The sequence below is a fragment of the Jeotgalicoccus marinus DSM 19772 genome (genome assembly GCF_000425825.1).
Taxonomy (GTDB): domain Bacteria; phylum Bacillota; class Bacilli; order Staphylococcales; family Salinicoccaceae; genus Jeotgalicoccus; species Jeotgalicoccus marinus.
The window spans coordinates 37,572-52,518 of the sequence record NZ_KE384460.1 but is presented as its reverse complement, the minus strand read 5'-3'; the positions used below and the strand labels follow the sequence as shown (position 1 = coordinate 52,518).

General features: G+C 36.5%; 17 protein-coding genes and 1 riboswitch. Of the genes, 2 read left to right on the top strand and 15 right to left on the bottom strand.

Annotation, left to right across the window (positions count from 1 at the left end):
* Nucleotides 1-36: 36 nt before the first annotated feature.
* On the top strand, nt 37-939 hold the full coding sequence (locus tag H624_RS0109410; protein ID WP_035857145.1) for a DMT family transporter: 903 nt from the start codon (nt 37-39) through the stop codon (nt 937-939).
* Between the two features lie 43 nt (nt 940-982).
* Here H624_RS0109410 and H624_RS12020 read toward each other — a convergent pair whose 3' ends face one another.
* From H624_RS12020 to H624_RS0109360, 10 genes are all read right to left on the bottom strand, one after another.
* Nucleotides 983-1,531, bottom strand: coding sequence for a thioredoxin family protein (locus tag H624_RS12020; RefSeq protein WP_051220560.1), 549 nt, complete (start codon nt 1,529-1,531; stop codon nt 983-985).
* Between the two features lie 65 nt (nt 1,532-1,596).
* Nucleotides 1,597-1,992 carry a hypothetical protein gene (locus H624_RS12015; RefSeq protein ID WP_051220559.1) on the bottom strand — a complete coding sequence of 132 codons (396 nt, stop codon included), beginning with the start codon at nt 1,990-1,992 and terminating at the stop codon, nt 1,597-1,599.
* Between the two features lie 123 nt (nt 1,993-2,115).
* Nucleotides 2,116-3,537, bottom strand: a complete 1,422-nt coding sequence (locus H624_RS0109395; RefSeq protein WP_026867352.1) for a YfcC family protein — start codon at nt 3,535-3,537, stop codon at nt 2,116-2,118.
* A 124-nt stretch (nt 3,538-3,661) separates the two neighbouring features.
* Nucleotides 3,662-5,059 (bottom strand): Fe-S cluster assembly protein SufB, encoded by a 1,398-nt coding sequence (gene sufB / locus H624_RS0109390; RefSeq protein WP_026867351.1) that lies wholly within the window; start codon nt 5,057-5,059, stop codon nt 3,662-3,664.
* A 20-nt stretch (nt 5,060-5,079) separates the two neighbouring features.
* Nucleotides 5,080-5,517 (bottom strand): Fe-S cluster assembly sulfur transfer protein SufU, encoded by a 438-nt coding sequence (sufU, locus tag H624_RS0109385; protein WP_026867350.1) that lies wholly within the window; start codon nt 5,515-5,517, stop codon nt 5,080-5,082.
* Nucleotides 5,507-6,733 carry a cysteine desulfurase gene (locus H624_RS0109380; protein WP_035857144.1) on the bottom strand — a complete coding sequence of 409 codons (1,227 nt, stop codon included), beginning with the start codon at nt 6,731-6,733 and terminating at the stop codon, nt 5,507-5,509. The genes sufU and H624_RS0109380 overlap by 11 nt, the downstream gene beginning before the upstream one ends.
* 17 nt (nt 6,734-6,750) lie before the next feature.
* Nucleotides 6,751-8,064, bottom strand: a complete 1,314-nt coding sequence (gene sufD, locus H624_RS0109375) for a Fe-S cluster assembly protein SufD (RefSeq protein WP_026867348.1) — start codon at nt 8,062-8,064, stop codon at nt 6,751-6,753.
* A gap of 15 nt (nt 8,065-8,079) precedes the next feature.
* Nucleotides 8,080-8,862, bottom strand: coding sequence for a Fe-S cluster assembly ATPase SufC (sufC, locus tag H624_RS0109370; RefSeq protein ID WP_026867347.1), 783 nt, complete (start codon nt 8,860-8,862; stop codon nt 8,080-8,082).
* A 221-nt stretch (nt 8,863-9,083) separates the two neighbouring features.
* Nucleotides 9,084-9,428 (bottom strand): DUF4870 domain-containing protein, encoded by a 345-nt coding sequence (locus tag H624_RS0109365; RefSeq protein ID WP_035857135.1) that lies wholly within the window; start codon nt 9,426-9,428, stop codon nt 9,084-9,086.
* A 99-nt stretch (nt 9,429-9,527) separates the two neighbouring features.
* On the bottom strand, nt 9,528-10,106 hold the full coding sequence (locus tag H624_RS0109360; RefSeq protein ID WP_026867345.1) for a hypothetical protein: 579 nt from the start codon (nt 10,104-10,106) through the stop codon (nt 9,528-9,530).
* A gap of 357 nt (nt 10,107-10,463) precedes the next feature.
* Between H624_RS0109360 and cyoE the strand changes: the two genes are divergently transcribed.
* Nucleotides 10,464-11,369 (top strand): heme o synthase, encoded by a 906-nt coding sequence (cyoE, locus tag H624_RS0109355; protein ID WP_026867344.1) that lies wholly within the window; start codon nt 10,464-10,466, stop codon nt 11,367-11,369.
* Between the two features lie 76 nt (nt 11,370-11,445).
* Here cyoE and H624_RS0109350 read toward each other — a convergent pair whose 3' ends face one another.
* From H624_RS0109350 to H624_RS0109330, 5 genes are all read right to left on the bottom strand, one after another.
* The gene (locus H624_RS0109350) at nt 11,446-12,279 is read right to left on the bottom strand and encodes a MetQ/NlpA family ABC transporter substrate-binding protein (RefSeq protein ID WP_026867343.1); all 834 of its coding nucleotides are present in this window, start codon (nt 12,277-12,279) and stop codon (nt 11,446-11,448) included.
* Between the two features lie 38 nt (nt 12,280-12,317).
* Nucleotides 12,318-13,010 (bottom strand): methionine ABC transporter permease, encoded by a 693-nt coding sequence (locus H624_RS0109345; protein WP_026867342.1) that lies wholly within the window; start codon nt 13,008-13,010, stop codon nt 12,318-12,320.
* On the bottom strand, nt 13,007-14,029 hold the full coding sequence (locus H624_RS0109340; protein ID WP_026867341.1) for a methionine ABC transporter ATP-binding protein: 1,023 nt from the start codon (nt 14,027-14,029) through the stop codon (nt 13,007-13,009). The genes H624_RS0109345 and H624_RS0109340 overlap by 4 nt, the downstream gene beginning before the upstream one ends.
* 81 nt (nt 14,030-14,110) lie before the next feature.
* Nucleotides 14,111-14,209, bottom strand: a riboswitch (SAM riboswitch).
* Between the two features lie 40 nt (nt 14,210-14,249).
* Nucleotides 14,250-14,483 carry a thioredoxin family protein gene (locus H624_RS0109335; protein WP_211220899.1) on the bottom strand — a complete coding sequence of 78 codons (234 nt, stop codon included), beginning with the start codon at nt 14,481-14,483 and terminating at the stop codon, nt 14,250-14,252.
* Between the two features lie 31 nt (nt 14,484-14,514).
* The gene (locus H624_RS0109330; RefSeq protein ID WP_026867339.1) at nt 14,515-14,922 is read right to left on the bottom strand and encodes a toprim domain-containing protein; all 408 of its coding nucleotides are present in this window, start codon (nt 14,920-14,922) and stop codon (nt 14,515-14,517) included.
* Nucleotides 14,923-14,947 lie beyond the last annotated feature (25 nt).

The window sequence follows — 14,947 nt, the reverse complement described above, 5'->3', positions numbered from 1 at the left end:
CATTTTACCACATTTAATAAAGGAGGTATGCCAACCATGAAAAATGAAAATCATATCAAAGGTTTAATTTTTGTTATAATCGGTGCCTCTTTATGGGGAATTGGGGGTACTGCATCAGATTACATATTTACGCATACACCGACTAATGTCTCTTGGTATGTCACTGCGAGATTATTAATTAGCGGTGTGATTTTACTGTCCATATACACCTTATTTTTTAGAAAAAGACATCGTACTGTTTGGACAAAACATACTACTCTAATGTTTTTAATCTACTCGATTTTCGGAATGACTATGGTTCAATATACATTTATGGCTGCCATCGGTTATGGAAATGCTGCCGTAGCAACTGTCTTACAGTGTACGGGGCCAATATATATTATCCTTTACGCCATCTTTAAGAAATATAGACCATGGACTAAATTTGAAGCGATAATAATACTTGCGATGATCATAGGTGTATTTTTAATTGCTACAAATGGCAACATTGAAAGCCTATCAGTACCACCACTTGCTTTGGCATTCGGTCTCTTATCTGGTATCGCACTTGCTTACTACACCATTCATGCACCAGTATTAATGCAATACTTACACCCACTTCAACTTGTAGGTGGGTCAATGCTAGTCGGTGGTATACTAATGAATTTTATTCATCCGATTTGGGAATTTGAATATCAATTTGATTGGACCTTTACCCAAATTCTTATTTTGGTGCTATCCATTTTACTCGGTACAACACTCGCCTTTTTCTTATATATCACAAGTACAAAATATTTAAGCTCTACAGAGACAGGTATACTAGGTTTACTAGAGCCTGTATCTGCAGTGATTACATCAGTATTACTTTTAAATGTGAGCTTAGGTATTTACCAAACAATCGGAATCATTATAATTCTAGCAGTTGGAATTTTTATCAGTACAAGAAAACAGAAGGCCTAATAAAAATAGACTTAGAAATCATAGAGATTTCTAAGTCTATTTATTATGAACTTAAGACTTGTTTTAAATCAGTCTCCACTGCTTGCCACAGTACTGGTGATGTAGAGAATTTTTCTCTCATCTCTTTTTTAACACCTTCAAAGGCCGCCTTATATTCAGGTGTGTTTTTTTCTGGCATGTCTTTCATTAAGTCTTTTTGGATTAAGTCAGTCATCGGTGCTTTTGGTCCCCAAACTGCTACTTCTTCATTTGAATTGTTGAGTGCAATAACCTTAGGAATGACTCTATTACCATTAGTTAAATATTCATCCATTAATTCTAAATTTTCATCTCTTAAGACAACTCTAACATCCGTTTCCGCTGCTTCTGACAATTTAAATAAGATTGCAAGGTTTAACATGCAATGTGCACACCAAGGTTCAGCAATGACCAATAATTTTCTGCCCCTCTCTTTTAAGCGTTCAAAATCTGAATCCTGTTGAACTTCGTGTTCATTGTAAATTTTATCGAAACCGGTTTTTAAATCTGATAGAGTCTGACGATATGCATCCATTGTAAGACCTGAATCATAATATGCTTTTAAGTTAACCATTTAACTTCCCGCCTTCATTTAGTGATTACTTCCATTATAAAGGCACATTAGAGTTCCGCCAAATATTATACTTTTTGTTCATAGTTTGAAGTATTTGATTCCTTTAAATTTAAGAATAAATTAATCCCGAATAAGATAATAGCAATTAGAAACATTGGTCCACCTATAAAAGTCAATATATGTGCAACCCCTGGATTCACTTGTACATAAAAAGTACTAAAGATAAATAGAGGTACACCAATATGGTATAACCAAAACGTTGCTATTCCTAACTTATTTTTGGCCAAGTGTGGGTATATACATAAAACCGCACCTATACCAAGCGTCGTTAACCAACCAACAACATTCGTGTGTGCATGGCCTGCCGCCCAGTTTAATTGAATCGCATACGACATAAACAAACCAACTGATATCCCGATAAGCAAATACAACACAGCTAACTTAAGCCAAGTCGGGCCCATGAAATTCCTCCTTATATTTGTATTTATTTCCATCATATCACCTAAATATAATTGTGAAAATTTTCTGTATATTTTTTAAAGCAAAAAAAGAAACTCAAACTAAAGTCTGAGTTTCAAACATTATTATTGCAAGTGAATTAAAGTTGCTACCACTAAAGCAATTGCTGCGATAACTAACCATATCAATGTTAACTTCCAAATAAATTTGACCCATTTAATATATGGTATACCTGCGACAGCTAGGACACCCATAAGAGATGCAGATGTTGGGATGATACTATTTGTAATTGCATCACCGTACTGATATGCCAGTACAGCTACTTGTCTAGGTATCTCTTGTAAATCAGAGATCGGTACCATAACAGGCATTGTTGTCATAGCTTGACCTGATCCTGATGGAATAAAGAAATTTATAAACACTTGTACGATCAGCATACCGACTGCGGTAAGAGAGTTTGGTATAAGGTCCAATACAGAGCTCATACTATAAATAATCGTATCTATAATTAGTCCTGATTCAAGGACTACGAGTATCGCTCTAGCGAAACCAACAATGATGGCTCCATAAACTACGATTTTCATACCATCTATGAAAGAATCAAAAATGTCATTAAGTTTTAATCCACCAACAAAACCAATGATTATACCTACTACAAAGAAGTTTGCAGCAAGCTCTGTTAAGAACCAGTCGTACTGAAAGATTCCATAAACATTAATCGCAATTGTCAAAGCGAATAACACAACGATAACGATATGTCTCTTTGACATTTCAAATTTTTCCATATCCGCATCGGTGAAATTGAGCTGCCCTTCTTGTCCTTCGTTGTAAACAAGGCTTTTAGTTGGATCATTTTTAACTTTCTTAGCATAGCGCATTACATACAAAATTCCAGCCGCTAAAACAATAATATAAACAACAGTTCTAAAGCCCCATCCCGAGAATATTGGTAACTCCGCAATACCATGGGCGACACCAACAGTAAATGGATTAAACATCCCTCCTATAAAACCTGATGCGGCTCCTAAGGTAACCATTGCAGTCCCGACCATAGCATCATAACCGAGTGCTACAGCTAACATGATACCGATGGGTACAAAAATAATTGCTTCTTCGGACATACCGGTTGTAAATCCTAGTACAGAAAAGATGAACATGACAACAGGTATTAAAAGCACTTCATTATTACCAACATTTCTCATTACTTTTTGAATGATTGCTTCAATCGCTCCTGTAGAACGTATAACTCCAAAAGCGCCACCAATTAAAAAGATATAAAATACAATGCTTGATGCTTCCATCAAACCATTCGGTATCGCCATAAATAAATCCATCAAGGAAACTGGACTTTGCTCCACAGCATGATAACTATCACTGACAACTTCTACACGGTCATCAACTTCTACACGGTCGTATTCCCCTGCTGGAATTACGTAGGACAATGCAGCACCGATAATGACTATAGCAAGTAATATCGCATAGGTATGAGGAAACTTACTCGAAAAATCTTTATTACTTCCCTTTGTTTGATTTGTTTCTTCCTTCACTAAAAACCACCCCTAAATGTATATTAGTTCTAATACCCTCATTCACAAATAATACACATTTATAGAAAAATAAAAAAAGACTTAGAAATCAAGTTGATTTCTAAGTCCTTAAAAATTTTATAGATTAACCGATTGAACCTTCCATCTCATAAGAGATTAGGCGGTTCATCTCAACGGCATATTCCATTGGAAGTTCTTTAGTGAATGGTTCGATGAAGCCCATAACGATCATTTCTGTCGCTTCTTCTTCACCTAAACCACGACTCATTAGATAGAACAATTGCTCTTCTGATACTTTAGAAACTTTCGCTTCGTGTTCTAATGAGATATTGTCATTTAAGATTTCATTATATGGAATCGTATCTGAAGTTGATTCATTATCCATAATTAACGTATCACATTCGATGTTTGAACGCGCACCATGTGCTTTTCTACCAAATCTTACTTGACCACGGTAAGATACTTTACCGCCACCTTTAGCTATCGATTTAGAAACGATTGTAGAAGATGTGTTCGGCGCTAAGTGAATCATTTTAGCACCAGCATCTTGAAGTTGACCTTTACCAGCAAGTGCGATAGAAAGCGTCATACCACGAGATCCTTCACCTCTTAGGTAGATTGAAGGATATTTCATCGTAATCTTAGAACCAATGTTACCGTCAATCCATTCCATCGTACCATTTTCATCAACAAAAGTACGTTTAGTTACTAGGTTATATACATTATTTGCCCAGTTTTGGATTGTTGTATAACGGCAGTATGCATCACGTTTAACAATGATTTCTACGACAGCTGAGTGTAGTGAATTCGTTGTATAAACAGGTGCCGTACAACCCTCTACATAGTGAACACTTGAACCTTCATCACAGATAATTAGTGTACGTTCGAATTGACCCATGTTCTCAGAGTTAATACGGAAGTATGCTTGTAACGGTGTATCTAATTTAACACCTGGTGGGCAGTAAATGAATGATCCACCAGACCATACAGCTGAGTTTAAAGCAGCAAATTTATTGTCTGTAATCGGCACTACAGTAGAGAAATACTCTTTGAATAACTCCTCATTTTCTCTTAGTGCAGAGTCAGTATCTTTAAAGATTACACCTTTTTCTTCTAGATCTTGTTCCATGTTGTGGTATACAACTTCTGATTCATACTGTGCAGAAACACCTGCGAGGTATTTTTGTTCTGCTTCAGGAATACCTAATTTATCAAAGGTACGCTTGATTTCATCAGGTACTTCGTCCCAAGAACGTTCAGTTTGCTCTGATGGTTTTACATAGTAAGTAATATCATCAAAGTTCAATTCTGATAAATCCCCACCCCACATAGGCATAGGGCGTTTATAGAAGTGTTTAAGTGCCTTAAGACGGAATTCGAGCATCCATTCAGGCTCTTCTTTCATCTTAGAGATTTCTCTGACAATCTCTTCTGTTAATCCTCTATCGGAACGGAAGATTGAGACGTCTTTATCGTGGAAACCATATTTGTAATCGCCAATATCCAATGCTTCTTTGACCATATATGATCACTCCTCAATTATTATTTATCGGATTCTTTAAACCCTTTTTCGAGTGCTTTCCAAGTGAGTGTTGCACATTTGATACGTGCAGGGAATTGATTGACACCTTGCAGTGCCTCAACGTCACCCATATCATCAGTGATGTTATAGTCCTCACCAAGCATCATATTAGAAAATTCATTTGCCATCTCGAGTGCGCGTTCAACAGATTCGTTCATGATCGCTTCTGTCATCATCGAGGCACTTGCCATAGAAATCGAACAGCCTTGCCCTTGGAACTTAACATCTTTTACGATTCCAGACTCAACATTTAATGTTAGCTGAATTTCGTCACCACAAGTCGGGTTATTCATTTCAATTGTCATTGAGCCATTTTCAACAACCCCTTTATTTCTTGGGTTCTTGTAATGGTCCATGATGACTGAACGATACAGTTGATTTAAGTTGTTAAAATTCATAAGAGAAAAACTCCTTCGTTTTTTCCAAGCTCTCGATAAACTGATCTATCTCTTCGATGGTGTTGTAAATGTAAAAGCTCGCTCTTGCTGTTGAGTGTGCTTGACACCATTTCATCAATGGCTGAGCACAGTGGTGACCTGCCCTAACTGCAATGCCCTCTGAGTCCAGTGCAGTAGCAAGGTCATGTGGGTGAACCCCTTTTAGATTAAAGGTAATCAGTCCCGCACGCTGACTTTTGGCCGGACCGTAAATCTCAATGCCTTCAATTTCAGACATCTTGTCATAGGCATATTCTACAAGCTCTTTCTCATAAGCATGGATGTTGTCGAGGCCTAAGTTGTTGAGATAGTCGATAGCAGCATTTAAACCAACTGCTTCGGCAATCATAGGTGTACCTGCTTCAAATTTCACAGGTAAGTCAGTCCATGTAGATTCTGTTTTATAAACATAATCTATCATATCTCCACCGTATTCAATTGGCTCCATTTTATCAAGTAAATCAGCTTTTCCATACAGAATGCCGATTCCTGTAGGACCTAGCATTTTGTGTCCGCTAAAGGCATAGAAATCTACATCTAGGTCCTGTACATCTACTGTCATATGCGGTACCGCTTGGGCTCCATCAACTGCAATGTAAGCACCGTGTTCATGGGCGATTTCAGCCATAGCTTTTATATCGTTAATTGTACCAAGTACGTTAGATACATGAGTGATTGCTACAATTTTTGTGTTTTCTGTTATAACACTTCTTAGACTGTCTAGAGTAATCGTCCCGTCAGCTTCAAGAGGAACGAAAACGAGTTTCGCATTTTTACGCTTAGCGAGTTCTTGCCATGGCACTAAATTGGCATGGTGTTCCATTTCAGTGACGATGATTTCATCACCTGCTTCAATCACTAGTTCACCAAAGCTTCTAGCAACTAGATTAATTGCGGCAGTTGTCCCGCGTGTATAAACAATCTCTTCAAAGCGTTTTGCATTGATGAAGCTACGTACTTTCATACGTGCTTTTTCATAAGCATCAGTCGCTTTAGTTCCGAGCGTGTGAACTCCACGGTGAACATTTGAATTATATGTTCTGTAGTAGTCATTCATTGCATCGATAACTTGTACTGGAGATTGGCTCGTTGCAGACGTGTCTAAATATATAAGGTCTTTTCCGTTTACCTGACATTCAAGTATCGGGAAATCCTGACGGATTTTATTTATATCCAAGTCAGTGTCCTCCCTTCTTAAGATAAGACTTTAAGTTCAATGACCTCTTTAAGTTGTTTCTTAACTTTTTCAATTGGTAGGGCTGAAACAACTGCATCTAGGAAACCGTGAATAACAAGGCGTTCTGCTTCCTTCTTATCAATTCCACGACTCATTAGATAGAAGAGCTGTAATTCGTCAACACGACCGACTGATGCTGCGTGTCCAGCAGTTACATCATCTTCGTCAATTAAAAGGATAGGGTTTGCGTCACCGCGTGCATCTCCACTTAACATAAGTACACGAGATTCTTGTTGTGCATCTGCTTTAGTTGCACCGTGTTTAATATATCCAATACCATTAAAGATACTGCTTCCCTTATCTTTCATTACACCGTGTTTTAAAATGTGACCATTAGATTCTTTACCATAATGAATAATTTGTGTTGTAAAGTTAGACGTTTGTTCACCACGTCCGACGTGAACAATTTTCAATTCTGACTCGGAACGATCACCCATTAAGTATGTTGTATTATCATAGATGATATTTGAATCGTTCATTAGACCTAGTGCCCAATCAATGTTCGCATCATCAAATGCCACACCGCGACGGTTTACATAACCAGTCATTTCTTTAGGTAAGAAATCTACAGATCCGTAAGTGATCTTTGCGTTGTTGTTGGCAATAACTTCAGAGATAATATTAATTTTCTCTGTTGAAGACTCTAGGTTTGAGAAATAGTTTTCTACAAAAGTAACTTCTGAACCTTCATCTGCAACAACTAAAACGTGATTAAACAATGAAGCCGTCTCGTCATCGTGTAGGACAACAGATTGAATTGGTTCTTCAATGATGACATCTTTTGGTACATAGATGAACACACCGCCATTTAGCATAGCTGCATGGTAGGCAGCAAGTTTATTTTCATCAACTTTTACACCTTCGGTCATGAAATATTTTTCAAGAAGTTCAGGGTGATTTTCACTTGCTTCAATTATATTTTCTACAATAACACCTTTATTTTTTAAGCCTTCATCTAGCTGTAGGTAGGCAGGTGTATTGTTGTGTTGTACGTATATATTTTGTACATTTTCTAGATCGATTAAGTTTTTAACACCTTCTGGTAACTCTTCTAAAGTGTTGTATGTGCTACTTTCAACAACTGGAGAAGTGATGTTAAAGAAATCCCATTTATCTACTTTAGTCTTGTCAGGTTTAATCATGTCAAGACTATCAAATTTTTCTACAGCTTCTTTTCTTTTACTGATCAAAAACTCAGATTCACTTCTTGCTGTAGCATCAGCAATTATGTCTTCTTTGTTCAGTTCGAATGCGTTTAATTCAGTAGTCATAGTGATCCTCCTGTCTTATTTATCTTCAGCGGCGTTAGTTTCATCAATGCCAAGTTCTTCTTTAATCCAATCGTAACCATCAGTTTCAAGACGTTCAGCTAGTTCTTTACCGCCAGATTTTACCACTTTACCTTTCATCATTACGTGGACAACATCAGGAGTGATGTAGTTCAACAGGCGTTGGTAGTGAGTGATGATTAGTGAACCGAAATCTTGACCACGAAGTTTGTTAATACCGTCAGAAACTACACGTAGCGCGTCAATATCAAGACCTGAGTCGATTTCATCTAAGATACCGAATTTAGGTTCAAGCATCATTAACTGAAGGATTTCATTACGTTTTTTCTCACCGCCGGAGAAACCTTCGTTAAGATAACGTGTTGCCATGTCTGGATCCATTTCTAAATATTCCATGTTCTTATCTAATTTCTTAATGAATTCCATTAAGTTAATTTCGTCGCCCTCTTCACGGCTTGCATTGATTGCAGAACGTAGGAAATCAGAGTTTGTTACACCTGAAATTTCTGATGGATACTGCATTCCTAGGAATAAACCAGCTTTAGCACGCTCGTCTACATCTAATTCTAAAATGTTCTCTCCATCAACAAGTACTTCACCTTCAGTTACATCATAGCTTGGGTGACCCATAATTGCTTGAGCAAGTGTAGATTTACCTGTACCGTTAGGTCCCATTACAGCATGAATTTCACCTTGTTTAATAGTAAGGTTTACGCCCTTTAATATTTCTTTACCGTCGATTTCAACGTGTAGATTTTTTATTTCTAAAACAGATACCATGTCTAATCCTCCAATTGAAATTTAGTTTGTCTGATACTAGTATAGTTTATAATAATTCTAATCTATAGTCAAAGTACCAGTCTACTGTTACCATCTATATATTATATATCAGAATTCACGCGGTTTAAAGGTTTTGGCTCTAATTATGACCACTTTAATCAGATTTAAAGAAAACCTCACTAAATGACTTTAATATCATTTAGTGAGGTTTAATCAAATACTTATTTAAAGATATCGATTGTGAATGGTGGCTTGTATGACTCACCATTAATTGCTTTTACAATGCCGATAATCGCAAATACGTAGAATGCAATCGTGACTATTGGTCCGAGTACAAAACCGATTAAAATTGCAGTTGTTAACCAAGCGACAAACATGTAGATTGTGTAAGATAGACCAAAGTTCGCTACATCTCTAAGTGCGACAGCAGTTGTTGGTTCGTCATCTTTTTTCAGTGCCCAAATTAGAAGTGGTCCAACAACAGCAGTGAATAGTGAAATAACATAAGACACTAAGACGAGCGTGCTGTCAAAACCAGTTTTTGGAGTATTATAGTCTTCATTCATTTTAATTGCCCCTTTTATTATAAGATAGGTGCTAATGTAATTTTACCATCTATAGGGTGTGTATACAATCGATAGGGTTAATGATTACTAAAAATTTCCTTATTTAATTGGTAAGTTATAAGTCGTTTCTGTTGGCATGCCATTCTCAAATTTTAAATAGTATCCTCCTGAACCCAATTCTGAATCCATCGAGTAAACTAAATCAAATGTTGCTTCTTCGTCAACTGCTAATTCTTGGTTTAAATCTTCTTCAGAGAAATCAAAAATAAATTGGTCTCCACCACCTTCTCTGTCGGATTCAATAATATCAGGAAATACATATTCACCAATAACAATAGGCTCCTCAGAGATATTTTGAACTGTTAAATTGACCACCCCTAAGAAGACTGATTCTGGTGCGTTGATAATGACATCTCCAACAGGTTGACCATCGTATTCTTTGACCAGGTCTAGTGAATTGACGGTAACCTCATACTTAGCATCAAACTCATAACTCTCTACTTGTGTAGTGTCACCTATTTCATAAATTTCATCTGATTTACCTTCTTCAGAATTAGAACTTTCATCCTCTGTTTCTTCACTCACTTCACTTGTGTCAGTGGCTTCAGTGTCTTCTTCATTCCCACATGCTGTCAGTGCAAATAGTGTAAATACAAAAAATAATGATAACTTTTTCATCTTAGATGCTCCTTTAAGTTATGTTAATTAATACCTTAAAACAATTGTTATCTATGTTACCTTAAAATATTACTATTTACATTATTAATTTAAATATTTACAAAAAAACCAAGCAGCTTTTGCTGCCTGGCAAAGGGGTTTACTTTATAAAATCAATTGCACCAACTAAAATTGATTAGTTGAGACAATGATTTCACTCAATTGAATTATTACGAAATCCGTTCTATTTATATAACAGTTATTTACCCACCCCCTTTTCCTTGAAACATCTTTGTCACAAAAAAATGGAATAATTTTTCTGATGCTTTCTTATGACTGTTATAATATAGCTTAATCATTAAATTGCGAGGGACTACATTGGAAACAGAACAAGTTCATAAGCGTAAGTCTATTAACTTACAAACATTATTTATAAATATTAAATACCTACTTAAAGGGAAAGTACTTATCGCAAATGTCCTACCTGTATTCACAGCGTTTTGGCTTGCTTTACACTTTACCCACCAGTCATTTTACGATCATCTTGGCACTTTTTTCATGACCATGGTTTCCAGCACCTTAGTCATATCTGGTGCTCTCATGTTTAACAACTGGTTCGAGCATGACCTAGATACACAAATGGACCGTACAAAAAAGCGCCCTACCGTTACAGGTGACTTTTCTTTAAGAAATGTCTTAATTGCTGCAATCATTACAACAATCATCGGATTGATCATAATTTTTTTGGTGAATATTGAAGCAGGAATCTACTCATTTCTTGGCTGGTTTTTCTACGTCGTTCTCTACACCTTTTGGTCAAAACGACGCTATACCATTAATACGATAATCGGTAGTATTTCAGGCGCTTTTACACCATTAATTGGCTGGGCCGTTATTACACCAGCGAATCATTTAGTACCCCTAATGTTGTTTTACATTTTACTTATTTGGCAGGTACCTCATACAATTTCAATCGCTATTAAAAGACTCGATGATTACACTAGAGCATGCATACCAATGCTCCCAGTTGTCATTGGCACCAAGGCATCAATTCGCCAGAACTTATATTATGTGCTCGCTTTGTTGCCCGTACCAATTATGCTCTTTGAATCACTCGGTATCATCTTTTCAATTGTGTCAGCTTTATTGACCTTAGGATGGGTTGTGCTATCTGTTCGAGGTTATACTACACACAATAAACACCGATGGGCAGAAATGAATTTAAGATACTCCCTTATCTACTTGATTGTTTCATTTATGTTGATGATCGTGTTAACGATATGATGAAAAATGTATATACTATTAACATAGTTCATTAAAAACCTCACTCGACTTGAAAGTCGAGTGAGGTTTTTCTTACTTATTCTGATGGAATAATATTACCACTGTACTCTTCATCAATATATTGCTTGATTTCATCTGATTGTAGGACTTCGATTAATCTTTGTAGTTCTGGACGTTCTTCATCTCCAGATCTAACAGCAACTAGGTTGGCATAAGGTGATTCTCCGTCTTCAACTGCGATTGAATCTTCAACTGGATTCAATCCAGCATCAATTGCGAAGTTTGCATTAATAATAACAGCAGGTGCTTCATTATTTTCATACATATTAACTAAAAGCTCAGGTGCTGTATTGTTATCAAAGTTAAAGTCGTGAGGATTTTCAGTAATATCATCAAATGTTGCGTCTTGAATTTCAACGCCTTCTTCGATTTCTACTAAGCCAGCGTTAACGAAGAATGAAAGGAAACGTCCTTCTTCTGCAGGATTATTAGATACTAAGATAGTAGAGCCGTCTGGGATGTCTTCAAGTGAATCATAGTCATTTGTGAATACTGCCATAGGTTCGATATGGACATTACCGATGCTAGTTAGGTCATAGCCATGTGATTCAATTTCACCGTCTAAGTATGGTGTATGTTGAAAGAAGTTTGCATCGACTTCTTCATCTGCTAACAAACGGTTTGGTGTTGTATAATCGTTGACGATTTCTACATTCACTGTGATATCCTCTTCTTCAAGAATTTCTGCTGCTTTTTCTAAAATTTCAGCGTGTGGTGCTGGTGATGCTGCAACAGTAATTTCAGCACCTTCTCCATCACTTGATTCTCCTTCTGAAGCAGAATCATTTCCACAAGCCGCTAAAACTAAAATAACTGAAAACAATGTAACTAAACTCAAAAATTTCTTCATGCAAAATCCTCTTTTCTATATAGTTTTATATTATATAATCAGCGTTTATCCACTCTTTTAGAGAAAAAGTCTCCTAAAATTTGAATGACGAAAACGATGATTAGAATTACCACAGTTGCAACAAGTGTGACGTCCGGTTGGTTTCTTGTAAAGCCAACCATATAAGCTAAGTTACCTAACCCACCAGCACCGATAACCCCTGCAATCGCAGTTGAACCAACAAGCATAATGGATGTTACCGTTATACCTGAAATTAGAGCCGGTAATGATTCTGGTATCAACACCTTCCAAATAATTGTCCAAGTGTTCGCACCCATTGATTCAGCCGATTCTATTACACCCTTATCAATTTCTTTAAGTCCAATTTCAACTAGACGTGCATAGAAAGGTGCGGCACCGATAATCAGTGCGGGTAAGGCACCATTGGAGCCCATTACTGTACCCATGATTGCTTTTGTAAATGGCATAAGTAAAATAATTAAAATGATAAATGGAATCGCTCTAAAGAGATTGACGATGAAGGATGTCGTTCCATAAAGCGGTTTTGAGGGAACATTTTCACTCTTATTAGATAAGAACAAGATAATACCGAAAATGAGTCCAATTATAAAGGCTGCAATTGTTGCAATCACAGTCATGTATATCGTTTCATAAGTCGCTTCTATTACCGCATCCCATTTCACATTTTCAAAGCTAAACATATTTTTAAATTCTTCTATTACACTGTTCATCCTGCTTCAACCTCCAATGTGACATCGTGCTTTTTAAACTCATTTGAGATTGATTCCAGGGTTTCATTATCGATATCTAATGCAATATATAAATGTCCAAATGATTCTTGATTCGTCTGTTTAATATTACCTGATAGAATATTTACATCTAGATCGTAATTTCTTATGACCTCAGATACAATTGGAGATTTTGCTCTTGTACCTACAAAGTTTAATTTTACAATTGTTGAAGTAGGGAATGATGCTTTAAGTTCTTCAATTGCAAGTTGGTGGTCATCATCTGAAATATCATCCTTAACAAAGCGTTTTGTTACACTCGATTGTGGATTTTGGAACAATTCAATTACTGAACCGACTTCAACAACCTTACCATTCTCCATCACTGCTGCGCGGTCACATATCTTTCTGATTACGTGCATTTCATGAGTGATTAAGACAATGGTTAGATTCATCTCTTTTGTAATATCAACAAGTAAATCTAATACTTCATCAGTCGTTTCTGGATCTAAAGCACTTGTTGCTTCATCACATAGTAACACTTCAGGCTTGTTCGATAAGGCTCTAGCAATACCGACACGTTGTTTTTGTCCACCTGATAGCTCACTTGGGTAAGTATGTGCTCTACCTTCTAGTCCAACAAGTTTAATTAATTCATCAACGCGTGCCTGGCGTTCTTTTTTTGGTACACCTGCAATTTCCATTGGAAAACTAATATTTTCTGCGACTGTTCTTGACCACAGTAAGTTGAAATGTTGGAAAATCATAGACACTTTCTGGCGTTTATTTCGAAGATCACCTTTGGACATTTTACTGATGTCATCTCCACTGACAATCACGTCACCTTCAGTTACATCTTCTAGTCCATTTAACAATCTGATTAAGGTGGATTTCCCTGCACCTGAGTAGCCGATTATCCCAAATATTTCACCGTGATTAATCGATAAGTCAACTTGGTCAACTGCTGTTATATTTTGTTTCTTAGTTTTAAATATCTTAGAAACACTTTTTATATTAATCATGATACATTACCCTTTCTCATCGATCGAAAATTAAAAGACCTACTCATAATATTATGAGTAGGCCTTTTAATTTCATTATGCCTCTCATCTTTAGGATTTGTTCCTGTGATTTAGCACCTTGTCATTAAGACGGTTGCCGTGGCTTCTTAGGGCACTTCCCTCCACCACTCTTGATAAGAGTTCTATTCGATTGAGATTTATAATATCAGACTATTCTCTACTAGTCAACCAGGAATTCATCTAATACTTCATTTAAATATGGTACTGAGTGAAAAGCATAGAGTGCATTCACAAGTTGACCATTTTTAAATAACAGCAAGGCTGGTGCTGAACGTATGTGATACTTATCTATTAAGTCTTTATGGTAGTTCAAGTTAATTCTCTCGTATGAGATATCCTTCATCTCAGTGACGACTTTCAACATGGATTCTGAAATTTCACATGTCTTACACATCGTGGCATAACCAAAGATAATATAACTGTCCTTATCCTGTGTATTCTTTAATAAATCTGCTGTTGAAATTATTTCCTTCACGATAAAACTTACCTTTCATTATTAACGCATTATCTACGTAAAAACCGTGTCTTAAGAGGAGGTTAGCTAGATAGTCATGCGGGCAACGACCGACTTCTCCAAATTTTGGATCAATATAAATATGCGTGCTTTCACTTAAATGTTTTTTAAACCATTGACGAATTTTTCTTCCTTCTTTATCCGCATCGGATAATATAAAAATTTGCGAATCACCTAGCTGTTCGATAATTTCATCTAATTTGGAAATACCCATTGTTCCGAAAGTGCAAATAATTTGAGCCGGTTCTACTAACACTTCTTCTAAGCGACGTTTATCAGTCTTGCCTTCAACAATGAGTACCTTATCAGAAAGATTCATTCGTATCACCCTTAGTTTAATTTTA

What these genes read in the sequence shown, in the direction of transcription:
- H624_RS0109360 (WP_026867345.1), bottom strand. Translation starts at nt 10,106, where the DNA reads ATGAAAAAGTTATCATTATTTTTTGTATTTACACTATTTGCACTGACA.
- H624_RS12015 (WP_051220559.1), bottom strand. Translation starts at nt 1,992, where the DNA reads ATGGGCCCGACTTGGCTTAAGTTAGCTGTGTTGTATTTGCTTATCGGG.
- sufC (WP_026867347.1), bottom strand. Translation starts at nt 8,862, where the DNA reads ATGGTATCTGTTTTAGAAATAAAAAATCTACACGTTGAAATCGACGGT.
- sufU (WP_026867350.1), bottom strand. Translation starts at nt 5,517, where the DNA reads ATGAATTTTAACAACTTAAATCAACTGTATCGTTCAGTCATCATGGAC.
- H624_RS12020 (WP_051220560.1), bottom strand. Translation starts at nt 1,531, where the DNA reads ATGGTTAACTTAAAAGCATATTATGATTCAGGTCTTACAATGGATGCA.
- H624_RS0109340 (WP_026867341.1), bottom strand. Translation starts at nt 14,029, where the DNA reads ATGATTAATATAAAAAGTGTTTCTAAGATATTTAAAACTAAGAAACAA.
- sufB (WP_026867351.1), bottom strand. Translation starts at nt 5,059, where the DNA reads ATGGTCAAAGAAGCATTGGATATTGGCGATTACAAATATGGTTTCCAC.
- H624_RS0109410 (WP_035857145.1), top strand. Translation starts at nt 37, where the DNA reads ATGAAAAATGAAAATCATATCAAAGGTTTAATTTTTGTTATAATCGGT.
- H624_RS0109365 (WP_035857135.1), bottom strand. Translation starts at nt 9,428, where the DNA reads ATGAATGAAGACTATAATACTCCAAAAACTGGTTTTGACAGCACGCTC.
- sufD (WP_026867348.1), bottom strand. Translation starts at nt 8,064, where the DNA reads ATGACTACTGAATTAAACGCATTCGAACTGAACAAAGAAGACATAATT.
- H624_RS0109345 (WP_026867342.1), bottom strand. Translation starts at nt 13,010, where the DNA reads ATGAACAGTGTAATAGAAGAATTTAAAAATATGTTTAGCTTTGAAAAT.
- H624_RS0109335 (WP_211220899.1), bottom strand. Translation starts at nt 14,483, where the DNA reads ATGTGTAAGACATGTGAAATTTCAGAATCCATGTTGAAAGTCGTCACT.
- H624_RS0109350 (WP_026867343.1), bottom strand. Translation starts at nt 12,279, where the DNA reads ATGAAGAAATTTTTGAGTTTAGTTACATTGTTTTCAGTTATTTTAGTT.
- H624_RS0109330 (WP_026867339.1), bottom strand. Translation starts at nt 14,922, where the DNA reads ATGAATCTTTCTGATAAGGTACTCATTGTTGAAGGCAAGACTGATAAA.